Below are 18354 nucleotides of genomic sequence, written 5' to 3'. Positions count from 1 at the left end.
ACTCCGTCGTCGGGGCGTGGCCAAACTGTGTTGTTTTGGCTACCTGTACGGTTGGAAGGTTTTGCCGATTGTGTATATGTGCCATAGTGAACGGCGTGACTATTATTGCATCATCATTTTGCCAACTGGTAAATTTTTTTACGGGTCGTAAAACGGCCCCGCGACAGATTCTCACCAAGGAGAAACGCATGAACGAGTCCCGCCCGGAATCGCTGGCAGCCTTCTGGATGCCCTTCACGAACAACCGGGATTTCAAGGCCAGCCCGCGCCTGCTGGTGTCCGCCGCCGGTGTCCACTACAAGGACGTGGACGGCAACGATATCCTGGACGGCACCGCCGGCCTGTGGTGCGTGCCGTGCGGCCATGCGCAGCCGAAGATCGTCGCGGCGGTGCGCGAGATGGTGGGCCAGCTGGACTTCGCGCCCACCTTCCAGATGGGGCACCCGGCCGCATTCGAACTGGCCGACAAGCTGATGGCCTACACCAACCACCGCTACGGCCACGTGTTCTACACCAACTCCGGTTCCGAAGCCGTCGATACGGCGCTGAAGATGGCGCTGGCCTACCACAAGGCGCGCGGCGACGCGAGCCGGACCCGCTTCATCGGCCGCGAACGGGGCTACCACGGCGTGGGCTTTGGCGGCATCTCGGTCGGCGGCATCGCCGCCAATCGCAAGCCGTATGCCACCTTGCTGCCCGGCGTGGACCACCTGCCGCACACGCACAACCTGGAGAAGAACGCCTTCACGCGCGGCGAGCCGGAATACGGCGCGCACCTGGCGGACGAACTGGAACGCATCGTCGCGCTGCACGACGCTTCCACCATCGCCGCCGTGATCGTCGAACCGGTGGCCGGCTCCACCGGCGTGCTGATTCCGCCCAAGGGCTACCTGAAGCGCCTGCGCGAGCTGTGCACCAAGCACGGCATCCTCCTCATCTTCGATGAAGTCATCACGGGCTTCGGGCGCATGACCACGCCGTTCGCCTCCGACTACTTCGACGTCGAACCGGACATGATGACGACGGCGAAGGGCCTGACCAACGGCACGGTGCCGATGGGCGCCGTGTTCTCGAAAGCGTTCGTGCACGACGCGTTGATGGACGCGCCGGCCGGTATCGAGCTGTTCCACGGCTATACGTATTCCGGCCACCCGCTGGCCTGCGCCGCGTCGCTGGCCACCTTGCAGGTGTTCGAGGAGCAGGACATCCTGGGCCACGCCAAGGGCCTGCAGGACTACTGGGCCGACGCGGTGTATTCGCTGAAAGGCCTGCCCCATGTGATCGACCTGCGCTGCATCGGCCTGATCGCCGGCATCGAGCTTGCGCCCATCGCGGGCAAGCCGGGCGCGCGCGCCTATGCCGCGTTCAAGAAAGCGTTCGCGGACGGCGTGCTGATCCGCGTCACCGGCGACATCATCGCGCTGTCGCCGCCGCTGGTGTTCGAGAAGACGCACATCGACGAGCTGTTCGGCAAGCTCGCGAAGATTCTGAAGGAGCTGGACTAAAACCCACTGCGGCGGCGCGCCGACACAATCGGCAGGCCGCATAGCGGTCACCCACAAGGAGACAACCATGCTGGTAGGCGTACCCAAGGAAATCAAGAACCAGGAATCGCGCGTCGGCCTGACCCCGGCCAGCGTCAAGGAACTGACGCTGCGCGGCCACCAGGTCCTGGTGCAGCAGAACGCCGGCGCGGCCATCGGCCTGGCGGACGAGATGTACACGGCGTCCGGCGCCACGATCGTCGCGACGCCCGCGGAGATCTTCGAGCGCGCCGACATGATCGTCAAGGTCAAGGAACCGCAGCCGGGCGAGTGCGCGATGCTGCGGCCCGGCCAGATCCTGTACACCTACCTGCACCTGGCGCCCGATCCGGAACAGACGAAAGCCCTGGTCGCCTCGGGCGCCGTCTGCATCGCGTATGAAACCATCACGGGTCCCGGCGGCGGCCTGCCGCTGCTGGCGCCGATGAGCGAAGTGGCGGGGCGCATGGCGGTCCAGGCCGGCGCCGCGCACCTGGAGAAATCCAAGGGCGGCATGGGCCTGCTGCTGGGCGGCGTGCCGGGTGTGGCGCCGGGCCATGTCGCCATCATCGGTGCCGGCGTCGTCGGTACCAATGCGCTGCAGATCGCCGTCGGCATGGGAGCACGCGTGACGGTGCTGGACAAGAGCGTGGACCGGCTGCGCCAGCTCGATCTCGTGTTCGGCAACCGGGTGCAGACGATGTATTCGAACGCCCACACCATCGAGGAAGCCGTGCTGGATGCGGACCTCGTCATCGGCGGCGTGCTGGTGCCGGGCGCCGCGGCGCCGAAGCTCGTCACGCGCGAGATGGTAGCCAGGATGAAGCAGGGCGCCGTCGTCGTCGACGTGGCGATCGACCAGGGCGGCTGCTTTGAAACGTCGCATCCGACCACGCACGAGGCGCCCACGTTCGTCGTGGACGGCGTGGTGCACTACTGCGTGGCGAACATGCCGGGCGCCGTCGCGCGCACGTCCACGTTCGCCCTGAACAACGCCACCATCGGCCACGCGGTGGCGCTGGCGGACAAGGGCTGGGCAAAGGCGCTGGCCGCCAATCCTCACCTGAAGAACGGCTTGAACGTCTGCCAGGGCAAGGTCACCTATGAAGCGGTGGCGCATGCGCTGGGCTATGACTACGTACCGGCCGACACGTTGTTGGCCTAACCCGAAAGAGACCATGGACACCATTACCCATTACATCGGCGGCAGTACCGTCGATACCGCCAGCGGCCGATATGCGGACGTCTTCAACCCCGCGCTGGGCGAGCCCATTGCGCGCGTGGCGCTGGGCACGGCCGGAGAGGTCGATGCGGCCGTGCAGGCGGCCCACGCGGCATTCCCCGCATGGGCGGATACGCCGCCGCTGGCACGTGCCCGCATCCTGGCGAAGTACCTCCAGCTGTGCCAGTCGCACACGGAGGACTTCGCCGCAATGCTGACGCGCGAACACGGCAAGACGCTGGCCGATGCGCGTGGCGAAGTGGCGCGCGGCATCGAGGTGGTGGAGTTCGCGCTCGGCATCCCGCAACTGCTGAAGGGCGAATTCACCGACCAGATCGCGCGCGGCATCGATGCGTGGTCGATGCGCCAGCCGCTGGGCGTGGTGGCCGGCATCACGCCGTTCAACTTCCCCGTCATGGTGCCGATGTGGATGTTCCCGGTGGCGCTCGCGTGCGGCAACACGTTCGTGCTGAAGCCTTCCGAGCGCGATCCGTCGCCGTCGCTGCTGCATGCGCACCTGCTCAAGGATGCAGGCCTGCCGGATGGCGTGTTCAATGTCGTCCAGGGCGACAAGGTCACCGTGGACGCACTGCTCGAACACCCGGTCGTGCAGGCCATCAGCTTCGTGGGCTCGACGCCGATCGCGGAGTACATCTACGCGAAGGGCTCCGCCCACGGCAAGCGCGTGCAGGCGCTGGGCGGCGCGAAGAACCACGCCGTCGTCATGCCCGATGCGGACATGGAGATGGCGGTGGATGCGCTGATGGGCGCGGCCTACGGCTCCGCGGGCGAGCGCTGCATGGCGATCTCCGTCGTCGCGGCGGTGGGCGACGCGGCCGACCGCCTGGTCGGCGCACTGGAACGGCGCACCGCCGCACTGAAGATTGGCGACGGCACGGCGCCAGACGCCGAAATGGGGCCTGTCGTCACGAATGCGGCACGGCAGCGCATCGAAAAACTGATCGGCGAAGGCGTCGAGCAGGGCGCCACGCTGGTCGTCGATGGCCGCAACTTCAAGGTGGCGGAGCGGCCCAACGGCTTCTTTGTCGGCGGCACGTTGTTCGACCACGTCACGCCGGAGATGTCGATCTACAAGGAAGAGATCTTCGGCCCCGTGCTGTGCATCGTGCGGCTGCCGGACGTGGGCAGCGCGGTGGAACTCATCAACCGCAACGAATACGGCAACGGCGTGGCGATCTTCACGCGCGACGGCGGCGTGGCGCGCGAGTTCGTGCGCCAGATCCAGGTGGGCATGGTGGGCGTCAACGTGCCGCTGCCGGTACCGATGGCCTTCAACAGCTTCGGCGGCTGGAAGCGCAGCCTGTTCGGCGACCATCACGCGTACGGGCCGGAAGGCGTGCGCTTCTACACGCGCCACAAGGCCGTGATGCAGCGCTGGCCCGCCTCCGGCCCAGGCGCGGCAAGCGCTGGCGCGGAATTTGCATTCCCGCAGATGAAGTAAGCCCGCGGTGGTGGGGACTGTCCCTCCGGGACTGTCCCCGGTTTTCACCACTACCGTTTGATGTCGGGGTTTTAGCCATACAGCCAGGAACCAAACCATGCTCGACTCACTAAACTACATCCCGCAGCCCAACGCCAGCAACGGCGAACTGGCCACCCACTTCACCGACCTGGCGCCGCCGCTGAACGCACGCCAGGCCGCCATCGAAGCGGCCCGCTGCCTGTACTGCCACGACGCGCCCTGCACCCGCATCTGCCCCTCCGAGATCGACGTGGCGAGCTTCATCCGCAATATCCACGACCGCAACATCGACGGCGCCGCCGCCGGCATCCTGAAGCAGAACATCTTCGGCGGCAGTTGTGCGCGGGTCTGTCCGACCGAGATCCTGTGCGAGGACGCCTGCGTGCGCAACCACGATGCCGAAGGCCAGCCCGTCAAGATCGGGCTGCTGCAGCGCTACGCCACCGACAACATGTCGTTCGTGGAGCACCCTTTCCAGCGCGCGCCTTCGACCGGCAAGACCGTTGCGGTCGTCGGCGCGGGGCCGGCGGGCCTGTCGTGTGCGCACCGGCTGGCGATGCTGGGCCACGACGTCGTCGTGTTCGAGGCGCAGCGGAAGGCCGGCGGCCTCAATGAATACGGCATCGCCAGGTACAAGTTGACCGACCAGTTCGCCCAGCGCGAAGTGGAGTTCCTGCTGGGGATCGGCGGCATCGAGGTCCGTTATGGCCAGAAGCTGGGCGACAACCTGCATTTGAAAGACCTGCACGCCAACTACGATGCCGTCTTCCTGGGCCTGGGGCTGGGCGCCAGCCGCCAGCTGGGCCTGACGGGCGAGGACGCGCCAGGCCTGGTGGCGGCGGTGGACTACATCGCGGCGCTGCGCCAGGCCGACGACCTGGCGGCGCTGCCGGTGCCGCGCCGCGCCGTCGTCATCGGTGCCGGCAACACGGCCATCGACATGGCCGTGCAGATCCAGCGCCTGGGTGCCGAAGAGGTCACGCTGGTGTACCGGCGCGGCTTCGACGCGATGAGCGCGACCCATCACGAGCAGGACATCGCCAAGGCCAACCTGGTGCGCATGGTGACGTGGGCGCAGCCGCGCGAGGTGCTGCTGGACGGCTATGGCCGCGTGCGCGGCATGCGCTTCGAGAAGACGGCGCTGGACGAAGCGGGCCGCCTGGCCGGCACCGGCGAGACGTTCGAGATCGTCGCCGACGCCGTCTTCAAGGCGATCGGGCAGGGCATGGCGGAAGCGTCGCTGGCCGATCCGCTGGCCACGCTGTTGAAGCGCAGCGGCGACAAGATCGACGTCGACAGCCAGTTCCGTACGGCGCTGCCGGGCATCTACGCGGGCGGCGATTGCGTGGCGCCGGGGCAGGACCTGACGGTGCAGGCCGTCCAGCACGGCAAGCTGGCCGCGCTGGCGATTCATGCGGACATGCAGGCAAAAGCGGAGGGTTTGTAATGGGCACCATCGACACGCATTTCAGGGCCGACCTGTCGGTCGACTTCTGCGGCATCAAGGCACCGAACCCGTTCTGGCTGGCCTCCGCGCCGCCGACCGACAAGGCCTACAACGTGATCCGCGCCTTCGAGGCCGGCTGGGGCGGCGTGGTGTGGAAGACGCTGGGCGAGGACCCGCCCGCCGTCAACGTCTCCTCGCGCTATTCCGCCATCTATGGCAAGAACCGCGAGGTCCTGGGCTTCAACAACATCGAGCTGATCACCGACCGTTCGCTGGACATCAACCTGCGCGAGATCACGGCCGTCAAGGAAGCGTGGCCCGACCGGGCCATCGTGGTCTCGTTGATGCTGCCGTGCGAGGAACACTACTGGGCCGACATCCTGCCGAAGGTCGAGGCGACCGGCGCGGACGGCATCGAGCTCAATTTCGGCTGCCCGCACGGCATGCCGGAGCGGGGCATGGGCGCGGCCGTGGGGCAGGTGCCGGAGTACGTGCAGCTGGTCACGAGCTGGTGCAAGAAGCACAGCCGGCTCCCCGTCATCGTCAAGCTGACGCCGAACATCACCGACATCCGCCAGCCGGCCCGCGCGGCCAAGGCCGGCGGCGCGGACGCCGTCTCGCTGATCAACACGATCAACTCGATCACGGCCATCGACCTGGACCGGATGGTGGCGCTGCCCACCGTCGGCACGGCCAGCACGCACGGCGGCTACTGCGGCACGGCCGTCAAGCCGATCGCGCTGAACATGGTGGCCGAGATCGCACGCGACCCGGCGACGCGCGGCCTGCCGATCTCCGGCATCGGCGGCATCAACAACTGGCGCGACGCGGCCGAGTTCATCGCGCTGGGCGCCGGCTGCGTGCAGGTGTGCACGGCCGCGATGCTGCACGGGTTCAGCATCGTCGAGCAGATGAAGGACGGCCTGGCGCGCTGGATGGAATCGAAGGGCTACCGAACCCTGGCCGACTTTTCCGGCAAGGCCGTGCCGAACACGACGGACTGGAAGTACCTGGACATGAACTACAAGGTGATTGCCCGGATCGACCAGGAAGCCTGCATCGGCTGCGGCAAATGCCATATCGCCTGCGAGGACACGTCGCACCAGGCCATCGCCAAGCTGGTCGATCCGGCCAGCGGCGCGCGCCGCTACGAGGTCATCGACGCCGAATGCGTGGGCTGCAACCTGTGCGAGATCACGTGCCCCGTGCAGAGCTGCATCACGATGGTGCCGCAGCAGACCGGCATGCCGTACATGAACTGGACGCAGGACCCGCGCAATCCGCGCGCGGAGAAGGTGCCCACCGCGGCATGAGGTTTGGGGACTGTCCCCGGTTTTCACCACTGGCCCATTGACAAGGACGACCAGATGACCAACAACGACTTGTGGAACGAAGACCTCGCCCCCACCAGCGCCGCCCAGCGCACCTGGCGCTGGTATCACTTCGCCGCGCTGTGGGTGGGCATGGTGATGTGCATCCCGGCCTACACGCTGTCGGCCAGCCTGATCGAAGGCGGCATGTCCGCTTACCAGGCCGTGCTGACGGTGTTCCTGGCCAATGCCATCGTGCTGCTGCCGATGCTGGCCATCGGCCACGCCGGCACCAAGTACGGCATCCCTTACGCCGTGCTGGCGCGGGCGTCGTTCGGCACCGCCGGTGCCAAGCTGCCCGCGCTGATGCGGGCGGTCGTCGCCTGCGGCTGGTACGGCATCCAGACCTGGTTCGGCGGCCAGATGATCTATACGCTGCTGGGCGCCCTGATGGGCGCGCCGATCGGCGGCGACAAGCTGCCGGGGCTGGGCATCAACCTGGCGCAGCTGGCGTGTTTCCTGGCCTTCTGGACGATCCAGTTCTGGTACATCGTGCACGGCATGGAGGCGATCCGCAAGCTGGAGACCTACACGGCGCCGCTGAAGATCCTGATCTGCTTCGTGCTGCTGTGGTGGGTGTACGACAAGGCCGGCGGCTTCGGCCCGCTGCTGGACAAGCCGTCGCAATTCGTCGAGGGCGGCGCCAAGGCCGGCCAGTTCTGGTCCGCGTTCTGGCCTTCGCTGACGGCGATGGTGGGTTTCTGGGCCACGCTCGCGCTGAACATTCCCGACTTCACCCGCTTCGCCAGGTCGCAGAAGGACCAGCTGGTCGGCCAGTCCGTCGGCCTGCCGGTGCCGATGGGCCTCCTGGCGGCGCTGGCCGTCATCGTCACGTCGGCCACGGTGGTCCTGTACGGCAAGGCCATCTGGGACCCGGTCGACCTGGCCAGCCGCATGACGGGCGTGGCCGTGCTGGTGGCGCTGGTGATCCTGCTGATCGACACGGTCAGCGTCAACCTGGCCGCGAACCTGGTCGGTCCGGCCTATGACTTCTCGGCGCTGGCGCCGAAGCGCATCTCGTACCGCACCGGCGGCTACATCACGGCGGCGATCGCCCTGGCGATGATGCCGTGGAAGCTCCTGGAGACGACGGAAGGCTACATCTTCACGTGGCTGATCGGCTACTCGGCGCTGCTGGGCCCCATCGCCGGCGTGCTGATCGTCGACTACTACCTGGTGCGCCGCACGGAGCTCGACGTGGCCCAGCTGTACCGCGACGACGGCGTGTACTCGTACGGCACTGGCTGGAACATGGCGGCCATCGCCGCCTTCGTGCTGGGCGTGCTGCCCAATATTCCCGGCTTCCTGAATGCGGCGTTCCCGCAATCGTTCCCCGACGTGGGCGACGCGTTCAAGACGATCTACACGTACGCCTGGTTCGTCGGCATCGCCATCTCGGCCGTCGTGTACGGCGCCCTGATGCGCGGCAGGGCCGTCACGGTGCTGGCACCGGCAACGCAGTCGTAACTTCTGATAATGGAGACACCATGACAGTATTCATTCGCGGCGGTACCGTGGTCAACGCGGACCGCGCCTTCCGGGCCGACGTGCTGTGCGACGGCGACAAGATCGTGGCGGTCGGCGAGCAGCTGGAGGCACCGCCCGGCGCGCAGGTGATCGACGCGGGTGGCCAGTACGTGCTGCCGGGCGGGATCGACCCGCACACGCACATGAACCTGCCGTTCATGGGCACGGTGACGGCGGATGACTTTTTCACCGGCACGGCGGCCGGCCTGGCGGGCGGCACCACGACGATCATCGATTTCGTCATCCCGAACCCGCAGCAATCGCTGCTGGAGGCGTATCACCAGTGGCGCGGCTGGGCCGCCCGGGCGGCCGGCGACTACACCTTCCACGTGGCGATCACCTGGTGGTCGGACCTCGTGCACGAAGAGATGGGAGAGCTGGTCAGGAAGCACGGCGTCAACAGCTTCAAGCACTTCATGGCGTACAAGAACGCCATCATGGCCGACGACGAGACCCTGGTAAAAAGCTTCAGGCGTTCGCTGGAGCTGGGCGCGATTCCCACGGTCCATGCGGAGAACGGAGAGCTGGTGTACCAGCTGCAGCAGGACCTGTTGAAGCAGGGGCTGACGGGACCGTCGTCGCATCCGCTGTCGCGACCCCCGGCGGTGGAGGCGGAAGCGGCCAACCGGGCCATCGCCATCGCCAGCGTGCTGCATACGCCGCTGTACATCGTGCACGTGTCGTGCAAGGAGTCGCTGGACGCCATCACGCGTGCCCGCGCGATGGGCCAGCGCGTCTACGGTGAAGCGCTGGCGGGGCACCTGTTGATCGACGACAGCGTCTACCAGCACCCGGATTTCGATTTCGCGGCGGGCCACGTGATGAGCCCACCGTTTCGCAGCAAGGAGCACCAGCGCGCCCTGTGGCAGGGCCTGCAGGGCGGTAACCTGCACACGACGGCCACGGACCACTGCACCTTCTGCGCGGAGCAGAAGGGGGCGGGGCGCAACGACTTCACGAAGATCCCGAACGGCTGCGGTGGCGTCGAGGACCGCATGGCGGTGATCTGGGACGAGGGCGTCAACAAGGGCCTGCTGACGCCGTCCGAATTCGTCCGCGTCACGTCCGCCAATGCCGCGCAGATCTTCAATATCTACCCGCGCAAGGGCCTCATCGCGGCCGGCTCGGATGCCGACATCGTCGTGTGGGACCCGGCCGGCACGCGCACGATCTCGCAGGCGACGCAGCATGCGAAGGGCGGCTTCAATGTCTTCGAAGGGCGCACCGTCAAGGGCATCCCCAGCACGACGGTCGCCGCCGGCAAGCTGGTATTCCACCGTGGCGAGCTGATGGCGGTGGAGGGCGCGGGACGCCACATCGACCGTCCGGCGTTCGTCCCCGTTTGCGCAGGATAACAGGGAGAGACACATGAACGATATCTGGAAGGGCGAAGCGCTGGCGGACCTGCGCGTGAATGGCCAGCGGCTGTGGGACGCGCTGATGGAACTGGCGCGGATCGGCGCCACCGAGAAGGGCGGCGTCAAGCGCCTGGCGCTGACGGACCTGGACCGGCAGGGCCGCGACCTCGTGGTCGGCTGGGGCAAGGCGGCCGGCATGAGCGTTACCGTCGACCAGATCGGCAACGTGTTCATGCGGCGCGACGGCACCAACAACGCGCTGCCGCCCGTGGTGACGGGCAGCCACATCGACACCCAGCCCACGGGCGGCAAGTTCGACGGCAACTACGGCGTGCTGGCCGGGCTGGAGGTGGTGCGCACGCTGAACGACCGGGGCATCCGCACGGAGGCCCCCATCGAGGTGGCGTTCTGGACCAACGAGGAAGGCTCGCGCTTCGTGCCCGTGATGATGGGTTCCGGCGTGTTCTGCGGCGCGTTCACGCTGGAGCACGCGTATGCGGCGCGCGACACCGAAGGCAAGAGCGTCGGCGAGGAACTGGAGCGGATCGGCTACAAGGGCACGCAGGTGCCGGGCGACCATCCGATCGGCGCCTACTTCGAGACGCACATCGAGCAGGGACCCGTGCTGGAGGATGCCGACAAGGTGATCGGCGTGGTGCCCGCCGTGATGGGGTTGTCGTGGTACGACTGCACGGTGACGGGCATGGAGGCGCATGCCGGGCCGACGCCGATGCACCTGCGCCGCGACGCCATGCAGGTGGCGGCCCGCATCATTCCGGAGGTCGTCGCCATCGCCAACCGCTACCCGCCGTACGGGCGCGGCACGGTCGGCATGATGCAGGTGTTCCCGAACAGCCGCAACGTGATTCCCGGCCAGGTCAAGTTCAGCATCGACCTGCGCAACGTCAGCGACGAGCTGCTGAACACGATGCACGAGGAGATGGTGGCCTTTGTCGAGCGCACCGCCGCCGAGTCGGGACTGGAGATCAAGCTGGAACGGGTGTCGTACTATCCGCCATGCCCGTTCCATCCGGACGTCGTCGGCGCCGTGCGCAACGCCACCGCGAAGCTGGGCTACTCGACGATGGACGTGGTCTCTGGCGCCGGCCACGATGCGATCTATGCGGCCCGGCTGGCGCCATCGGGCATGATCTTCGTGCCCTGCAAGGACGGCATCAGCCACAACGAGATCGAGGACGCCAAGCCGGATCACCTGGAGGCGGGGTGCAACGTGCTGCTGCATGCGATGCTGGAGCGGGCCGGGGTGGTGTAGTTCCTGGTGCCAGGGGTTCAAGCCCGCGCAGCCAAGCCATCCACCAGCTCCCGCGCGTAGCCGGGCAGCTCATCGTAGCTGCGCATGCACAGCAACAGCCGCCGCCGCGCCCAGGCGTCCGTCAGTCGCACGATCTTGAGATTGGCCGCGTCGCGCGAGCGCACGGCGGCCGACTCGGGCAGCACGGCCAGCCCGGCGCCGCTGGCGACCATGCGGCAGATGGCGTCGAAGCTGCGCAGGCGCACCCGGTAGCGCAGCCGGTGGCCCAGCTTCTGGCCCTGTTCGCCGATGTACTGCGTCAGCGCGCTGTCGCCAGCCAGGCCGATGAAATCGTGCTCGACGCAGCGGGCGAACGGCAGTGACGCGTTGCGCCGCAAACCCTGCGCCAACGGATGGCCCGGCCCCAGCGCCAGCACCAGCCGGTCCTCCTTGAACAGCCGCGTCTCCAGGCCACTGCTGTCCACGGCGTCGGTGACGATGCCGATGTCGGCCAGCCGGTCGCGCATGGCCTCGACGATGTCGGTGCTGAGGTGTTCCTCCAGGTCGACGTTCACGTGCGGATGCGCGGCCATGAAAGCGGCCAGCATATCGGGCAGGAACTCCGTCAGCGCCGATGTGTTCGACAACAGCCGGATGTGTCCTTTCAAGCCGGTGGCGTACTCGCCCAGGTCGGCGCGCATGCGTTCCATCTGTTGCGCAATCAGGCGCGCATGGTGCAGCAGCGTGCGCCCGGCCTCGGTCGGCTCGACGCCGCGTCGGTTGCGCACCAGCAGCGGCACGCCCAGGGCATCCTCCATGCCGCGGATGCGGGCGCTGGCCGACGCCAGGGCCAGGTGGGCATGCGTGGCGCCGGCGGTGATGCTGCCGCTTTCCGCCACGCGCAGGAACAGTTTCAGGTCGGTCAGGTCGAAGCGCATTGGGTTCCTCAGCCTTCGGCTGGGGCGAAGGCAGCGCCAGTATATTCCACATTTTCGTGGCGCTGCCTGGCTGGCACACTGCAGCCATGGAGACACACATCATCTACATTGCCACGGTATTCCTGCTGGCTGGCATGGTCAAAGGTGCCACCGGCATGGGCCTGCCCACGGTGGCGATGGGCCTGCTCGGGCTCGTGATGGCACCCATGGAGGCGGCCGCGCTGCTGGTGGTGCCTTCGTTGTTGACGAACGGCTGGCAGGTGCTGTCCGGCCGCCCGCTGTACCCGTTATGGCTGCGCCTGCGCGGCATGATGACCGGCATCTGCCTGGGCACGCTGGCGGGCGGCACGCTGCTGCTGCAGGCACAGGGCGGCGGCCGGGTGCTGGGCCTGGCGTTGGTGCTGTATGGCTTGCTCGGGCTGGGGGAGCGCACCTGGGCGGTGCCGGAACGCTGGGAGCCCTGGCTGGCGCCGCTGGCCGGTGCGGCAACAGGCCTGATGACGGCGGCGACCGGCGTGTTCGTGCTCCCCGCCGTGCCCTACCTGCAGGCGCTGCGGCTGGACAAGGACGAGCTGGTGCAGGCGATGGGCTTGTCGTTCACGGTATCGACGCTGGCGCTGGCCGTCGTGCTGGCGGCGCATGACGCGTGGCAGCCCGCTGCGGCGGGCGCGTCGTTCCTGGCGCAGTTGCCGGCGCTGGCCGGCCTGCTGCTGGGGCAGCGGCTGCGCGGCCGCCTGCAACCGCAGGTGTTCCGGCGCTGCTTGTTCATCACGCTGCTGCTGGTCGGTGTGCACCTGGTGCTGGCCGACGCTTGAGGTCAGGGGCGGTGGAAGCCGCGCAGGAAGTCCAGCAGCACCTGCGCCGCCAGGTCGGCATCGTCCGCGGTCATCGTCTCCAGCGGGTTGTGGCTGATGCCGCCGTTGCCGCAGCGGGTAAACAGCATGGCGACGTCGGTCAATGCCGCCATCGCCATCGCATCGTGGCCGGCGCCCGACAGCAGGTCGAACCGTGCCAGGCCCTGGCGCTCGACGGCATCGCCCAGCTGGTCCATCAGCCATGGCGCGCAGGGCGCGGCGTTGGCCTGCACGATCGGTTCGACGGCGAACTCGATGCGGCGGCGCGTGCAGATCTCCTCGATGCCGCGCAGGATGTCGTCGACGGCGGCCAGGCGCACGGCATCGTCGGCCGCACGGATGTCGAGCGACAGGCGACAGGCGCCGGGGATGACGTTGACGGAACCGTTCGGCACCTGCAACTGGCCGACCGTGCCGACCAGCGCCGGTGCGCGCTGGCAGCGTCCCTCCACCAGCAGCACGATCTCGGCGGCCGCCGCGGCCGCATCCTGGCGCATTGTCATCGGCGTCGTGCCCGCATGGCTGGCAAGGCCCGTCAACTCGACCAGGTAGCGTGAGCTGCCGGCGATCGCCGTGACGATACCGAGCGGCAGGCCGCGCTCCAGCAGCACGGGGCCCTGCTCGATGTGCACCTCCACATACGCCAGCACGTCGGCCGGGTCGCGCGCGATGGCGGGAATCGCGGCCGGATCGTGGCCGGCGGCGATGAGCGCGTCGCGCATCGTCACGCCGTCCGCGTCGGTGGCAGTGAGCAGGCCCATGTCGAAGCGGCCCGTGACGGCGTTACTGCCCAGGAAGGTGCTGCGAAAACGCACGCCTTCCTCTTCCGCGAAGCCGATCACTTCCAGATGGTAGGGCAGCTTCTCGCCGCGTGCGTGCAGGTCGTGCACGATGGCCAGCGGCAGCAGGATGCCCAGGCGGCCGTCGTACTTGCCGCCATTGCGCACCGTGTCGTAGTGCGAGCCGGTGATCAGCATGCGCGCGTCCGGTGCATCGGACCGGTAGCGGCCGACGACGTTGCCGACGGCGTCGATCGTCACCTCCATCCCCGCCGCGCGCATCCAGTCCGCCAGTTGCACGGCCGTGCGCCGGTGCGCATCCGTCAGGTAGGCGCAGGTCAGGCCCTCCGTGTCGTCGCTCCATTGCGCCAGTTCCTCGGCCCACTGCATGATGCGGGGACCGTACGGCAGCGGCACGGCCAGCAGGTCGTTCAGGCGGATTTCGGCGATGCGGTGGATCTGGCGCAGGCATTCGGCCATCTCGGCCGCCGGCTGGTTCCTCAGCCGGCGCGCGAACGTTGCGATGACGGCCTGGCGCGTCAACCCCTTGCCGGTCGGGCCCTTTACCGCCAGGATGAACGGGAAGCCGAACTTGCGGTTGTAGTCCGCGTTCAGCCGCTGCAGCGTGGCGAACTCCTCCTGGCTGCACAGGTTCAGCCCGAGGCGGCCTGCTCGCCCGTCGATTCGGCCGTCAGCTCGCCGCGCACGGCCGCCTTGCCGGCCAGTTCCGGGTGCGCGCGGATCAGGCCCAGTTGCTCGTCCGTCGATGCCTGCGTTACCACGGCCTGCAAGGCCTGCTTCAATGCGGTCACCGTCGCGAACGGCCGCCGCGTTGCGGCACGCTCCGGAATCCACGGCGAATGTTCGTAGATGCCGCGCAGCGTGTCGACAAAGGCGGGCAGGGAAAGGGTGTTCAGTTCGGAGAGGGTGATCGTCATCGCAGGGGTCCCATGGTGAATGGCGATGATAGCGCCACTAGGGCCGCGCCAGGTGCCCAGTGCCGTATAGATCCTATCCGCTTGCGCTGATGAGCGCCGATTACTTCGGCGCCAGCGCCTTCGCCGCGGCCGTGACCTGGTCGCGCAGCCATTTGTGCTCGGGCGCCTGGTGCACGCGCTCGTGCCACAGCTGGTAGAAGCGCATCGGCGGGAACTTGACGGGCACCGTGAACGTCTTCAGCGGCAGCGTCTTTTCATAGAAGCGCAGGAACTGGCGGCCCGTCGTCAGGACGAGATCCGTCTGCGTCAGCATGTACGGGATCAGGCCGAAGTAGGCCGATTCCACCACCACGTTGCGGCGCAGGTTCTGCCGTTCCAGGAACGAGTCGATCACGCCGCCATAGCCGGGCAACATCTGCGACGGCGCCACGTGCGGCAAGGTCAGGTAGTCCTGCAAGGTCATGCCGTCGCTGGCCGTGCGTTTCGCGTATGGGCTGGCAGCGTGCATGGCGCAGATGATCGGGTCTTCGAACAGCTTGGAGATGTGCAGGTGCTGCGGCGGCTCGTCCCAGTTGGCGATGACGAGGTCCATGTCGCCGTCCGACAGCATGCGGATGTAGTCGATGCCGGGCCCCAGGTTGTGGATGACGACGTGGCTTTTCGGCGAGCCGCGCCGCAGCAGCGCGACAACGTTCGGCAGGAACTGGCTGTCCAGGTAGTCCGGCGCGGCGATATGGAAGGTGCGCGCTTCCTCCTGCGGCACGAACGGTGTCTTCTTGACGAACAGGCTCTCCGTCTCGTCCAGGATGCGCTTGGCGGGTTTCAGCAGGCTCTGGCCATGCTGCGTGGGCACCATGCCGCGCGCGCCCCGCACCAGCAGGGGATCGCCCGTCAGCTCGCGCAGCTTGCGCAGCGAAGCCGAGATCGAGGGCTGCGGCTGGTTCAGTTTGAGCGCCACGCGCGACACGTTCTTCTCGACCAGCAGCAGGTACAGGATGCGGATCAGGTGCAGGTCGAGGTGTTGCGGCAGGCTGGACATCGGCGTGGCTATATGGCTGTGAATATGTCGAATATACGCGAAAAGTCATGAGCGCGATACCGTTCGAGTTTATCTTCTGTACACTGCTACAACCTTACCCATGGCCGTTGCCGCGCCCACCAAACAAAGGATTTACATGGAAGTTTTCGGCTACCTGATCCCGTACGGCCTCGAATGGCTCAACCTCCTCGTGCGCTGGCTGCACATCATCACGGGCATCGCCTGGATCGGCGCGTCGTTCTACTTCGTCTGGCTGGACAATTCGATCCGCCCGCCCGCGCCCGGTTCCGACCTGGCGAAAAAAGGCGTGATGGGCGAGCTGTGGGCGGTGCACGGCGGCGGCTTCTACAACCCGCAGAAATACCTGGTCGCGCCGGCCGAGCTGCCCAAGGAACTGCACTGGTTCAAGTGGGAGGCGTATTCGACGTGGCTGTCCGGCTTTGCCCTCCTGACCATCGCCTACTACTTCAACGCCCAGGCCATGATGATCGACAAGTCGGTGGCCGACCTGACCTCATGGCAGGCCGTGGGCGTGGGCCTGGGCTTCCTCGTCGCCGGCTGGGTCGTGTACGACCTGCTGTGCCGCTCGCCGCTGGGCAAGCACGACCTGTGGTTCGGCATCGTCATCTTCGCGCTGCTGGTGGCGGCGACCTATGGCCTGACGCACCTGTTGTCCGGCCGCGCCGCCTATATCCACGTGGGCGCGATGATCGGCACCATCATGGTGGCCAATGTGGCGATGCTGATCATCCCGGGCCAGCGCAAGATGGTCAGCGCGATGCAGGCAGGCGGCAAGCCCGATCCGATCCACGGCATCCGCGCCAAGCAGCGCAGTGTCCACAACAACTATTTCACGCTGCCGGTGCTGTTCATCATGATCAGCAACCACTATGCGATGACCTACCAGCATGCCCATGCCTGGCTGGTGCTGGCGTTCATCATGGCCGCGGGCGTGTTCATCCGCCACTTCTTCAACCTGCGGCACAAGGGCCGCGTCGAGTGGCGCTATCCGGCCATCGGCGTCGCGCTGCTGCTGGCGGTGGCCGTGGCCATTGCGCCGCCGCGTCCCGCCGCCAGCGCGGCCGCCGCCGATCCGGCCGCGCAGTTCGCCCAGGTCAAGGCCATCATGGACCGGCGCTGCCTGTCCTGCCATGCGGCGCAACCCACGCAGCCCGGTTTCGCGACCGCGCCGGCCGGCGTGGCGTTCGATACGCCCGAGCAGGTTCGCCAGCGCGCCACGCAGATCCACAAGCAGGTCGTCGAGCTGAAGGCCATGCCGATCGGGAATCTCACCAATATGACGGACGCGGAACGCGACCAGATCGCCGCGTGGATCGCGGCAGGAGCCAAGTAAATGAATCGCCCACAGCAAGACCAGCAAAAACTGCAGCTCGCCGACTGGATCGACGCCCACTTCGACGAGCAGGTAGCCCTGCTGCAGCAGGTGCTGCGCGTGCCGACCGATACCCCGCCGGGCAATAACGCGCCGCATGCGGACACGGTGGCCGAACTCGTCAAGCAGTACGGCTGGCACGCCGAGAAGCACGCGGTGCCGGAGACAACGGTGCGCGACTACGGCATGGAAAGCATCACCAACCTGGTGGTGCGCCGGCCATACGGCGCCGGTGGGCCGACGGTGGCGCTGAATGCGCACGGCGACGTCGTGCCGCCGGGCGATAACTGGACCTATCCGCCGTATGGCGGCGTGATCGAGGACGGCTACCTCTATGGCCGTGCCGCTGCTGTCTCGAAAAGCGACTTCGCCACCTACATCTTCGCCACCCGCGCGCTGGAAGCGCTGGGCGTGCCTTTGCGGGGCGGCATCGAACTGCACTTCACGTACGACGAGGAGTTCGGCGGCCTGCTGGGCCCCGGCTGGCTGCTGGAGCAGAAGGTGACGAAGCCGGACCTCGTCATCGCGGCCGGCTTCTCGTACCAGATCGTCACCGCCCACAACGCCTGCCTGCAGCTGGAGATCACCGTGCACGGCAAGTCCGGCCATGGCGCCATGCCGGAGACGGGTGTCGATGCGCTGCAGGCCGCGACGAAGATCCTGAATGCGATCTACGGCCAGTTGCCCGAGCTGAAGAAGATCAAGTCGAACGTCGCCGGTATCGACTCGCCCACGATGCTGGTCGGGCGCATCGACGGCGGCACCAATACCAACGTGGTGCCGGGCAAGGTGGTCATGAAGATGGACCGGCGCATGATCCCGGAGGAGGACCCGGTTGCCGTGGAGGCGCAGGTACGCGCCATGATCGAGGAAGCGGTGCGCGACGTGCCGGGCATCCGGCTGGAGATCCGGCGCCTGCTGCTGTCGCACGCGCTGCGGCCGCTGCCGGGCTCGGAGGCGCTCGTGGGCGCGTTGCAGCACAATGCCGAGGCGGTGCTGGGCGAGGCGATTCCGGCCGTCGGCACGCCGCTATACGCCGACGCGCGCCTGTACGGCGAACACGGCATCCCGGCGGTGCTGTACGGCGCCGGCCCGCGCACGGTGCCGGAGTCGAATGCGAAGAAGGCGGATGAACGGTTGCTGCTGGAGGACTTGCGGCGGGCGACGAAGGTGGTGGCGTTTACCTTGGCCGATTTGCTGGCGTAACGCTGGGGTCTGTCCCTGCACAGGG

General features: G+C 67.4%; 13 protein-coding genes and 1 pseudogene. 11 read left to right on the top strand and 3 right to left on the bottom strand.

The window, feature by feature from the left end; all coding sequences use genetic code 11:
- Positions 1–188: 188 nt before the first annotated feature.
- The 8 genes from aptA (at position 189) to PX653_RS15350 (ending at position 11203) form a co-directional block, all read left to right on the top strand.
- Positions 189–1505: an omega-aminotransferase AptA gene (gene aptA / locus PX653_RS15385; RefSeq protein WP_277413648.1), complete on the top strand. Its 1317-nt coding sequence runs from the start codon at positions 189–191 to the stop codon at positions 1503–1505.
- Between the two features lie 67 nt (positions 1506–1572).
- Entirely contained in the window at positions 1573–2688 is a 1116-nt protein-coding gene (gene ald, locus PX653_RS15380) for an alanine dehydrogenase (protein WP_277413647.1), read from the top strand.
- A gap of 13 nt (positions 2689–2701) precedes the next feature.
- Positions 2702–4207: a CoA-acylating methylmalonate-semialdehyde dehydrogenase gene (locus PX653_RS15375; RefSeq protein WP_277413646.1), complete on the top strand. Its 1506-nt coding sequence runs from the start codon at positions 2702–2704 to the stop codon at positions 4205–4207.
- A gap of 97 nt (positions 4208–4304) precedes the next feature.
- Positions 4305–5675, top strand: a complete 1371-nt coding sequence (locus PX653_RS15370; protein ID WP_277413645.1) for an NAD(P)-dependent oxidoreductase — start codon at positions 4305–4307, stop codon at positions 5673–5675.
- Positions 5675–6988: an NAD-dependent dihydropyrimidine dehydrogenase subunit PreA gene (gene preA, locus PX653_RS15365; protein WP_277413644.1), complete on the top strand. Its 1314-nt coding sequence runs from the start codon at positions 5675–5677 to the stop codon at positions 6986–6988. The genes PX653_RS15370 and preA overlap by 1 nt, the downstream gene beginning before the upstream one ends.
- Before the next feature lie 54 nt (positions 6989–7042).
- The gene (locus PX653_RS15360) at positions 7043–8512 is read left to right on the top strand and encodes an NCS1 family nucleobase:cation symporter-1 (RefSeq protein WP_277413643.1); all 1470 of its coding nucleotides are present in this window, start codon (positions 7043–7045) and stop codon (positions 8510–8512) included.
- 20 nt (positions 8513–8532) lie between these two features.
- Entirely contained in the window at positions 8533–9927 is a 1395-nt protein-coding gene (hydA, locus tag PX653_RS15355) for a dihydropyrimidinase (RefSeq protein ID WP_277413642.1), read from the top strand.
- 13 nt (positions 9928–9940) lie between these two features.
- The gene (locus PX653_RS15350; protein ID WP_277413641.1) at positions 9941–11203 is read left to right on the top strand and encodes a Zn-dependent hydrolase; all 1263 of its coding nucleotides are present in this window, start codon (positions 9941–9943) and stop codon (positions 11201–11203) included.
- A gap of 17 nt (positions 11204–11220) precedes the next feature.
- On the opposite strand, the gene PX653_RS15345 is transcribed toward PX653_RS15350, so the two are convergent.
- Positions 11221–12120 (bottom strand): LysR substrate-binding domain-containing protein, encoded by a 900-nt coding sequence (locus PX653_RS15345; protein ID WP_277413640.1) that lies wholly within the window; start codon positions 12118–12120, stop codon positions 11221–11223.
- Positions 12121–12206: 86 nt separating this feature from the next.
- On the opposite strand from PX653_RS15345, the gene PX653_RS15340 reads away from it, so the two are divergent.
- Positions 12207–12935 carry a sulfite exporter TauE/SafE family protein gene (locus tag PX653_RS15340; RefSeq protein WP_277413639.1) on the top strand — a complete coding sequence of 243 codons (729 nt, stop codon included), beginning with the start codon at positions 12207–12209 and terminating at the stop codon, positions 12933–12935.
- Between the two features lie 2 nt (positions 12936–12937).
- On the opposite strand, the pseudogene PX653_RS15335 reads toward PX653_RS15340, so the two are convergent.
- Both PX653_RS15335 and PX653_RS15330 read right to left on the bottom strand, forming a co-directional pair.
- Positions 12938–14691 (bottom strand): annotated as a pseudogene (locus PX653_RS15335) (allantoate amidohydrolase).
- A 100-nt stretch (positions 14692–14791) separates the two neighbouring features.
- On the bottom strand, positions 14792–15730 hold the full coding sequence (locus tag PX653_RS15330; protein ID WP_277413638.1) for a LysR family transcriptional regulator: 939 nt from the start codon (positions 15728–15730) through the stop codon (positions 14792–14794).
- 136 nt (positions 15731–15866) lie between these two features.
- Here PX653_RS15330 and PX653_RS15325 point away from each other — a divergent pair, with 136 nt between their 5' ends.
- Entirely contained in the window at positions 15867–17084 is a 1218-nt protein-coding gene (locus PX653_RS15325; RefSeq protein ID WP_277413637.1) for a urate hydroxylase PuuD, read from the top strand.
- On the top strand, positions 17085–18329 hold the full coding sequence (locus PX653_RS15320; protein WP_277413636.1) for a M20/M25/M40 family metallo-hydrolase: 1245 nt from the start codon (positions 17085–17087) through the stop codon (positions 18327–18329).
- The last annotated feature ends 25 nt before the right edge of the window (positions 18330–18354 follow it).

Origin of the sequence: Pseudoduganella chitinolytica (genome assembly GCF_029028125.1) — a bacterium.
Taxonomy (GTDB): Bacteria; Pseudomonadota; Gammaproteobacteria; order Burkholderiales; family Burkholderiaceae_D; genus Rugamonas; species Rugamonas chitinolytica.
Note: the sequence above shows the minus strand (reverse complement) of the source record. Positions and strands in the feature narration are given on the sequence as shown.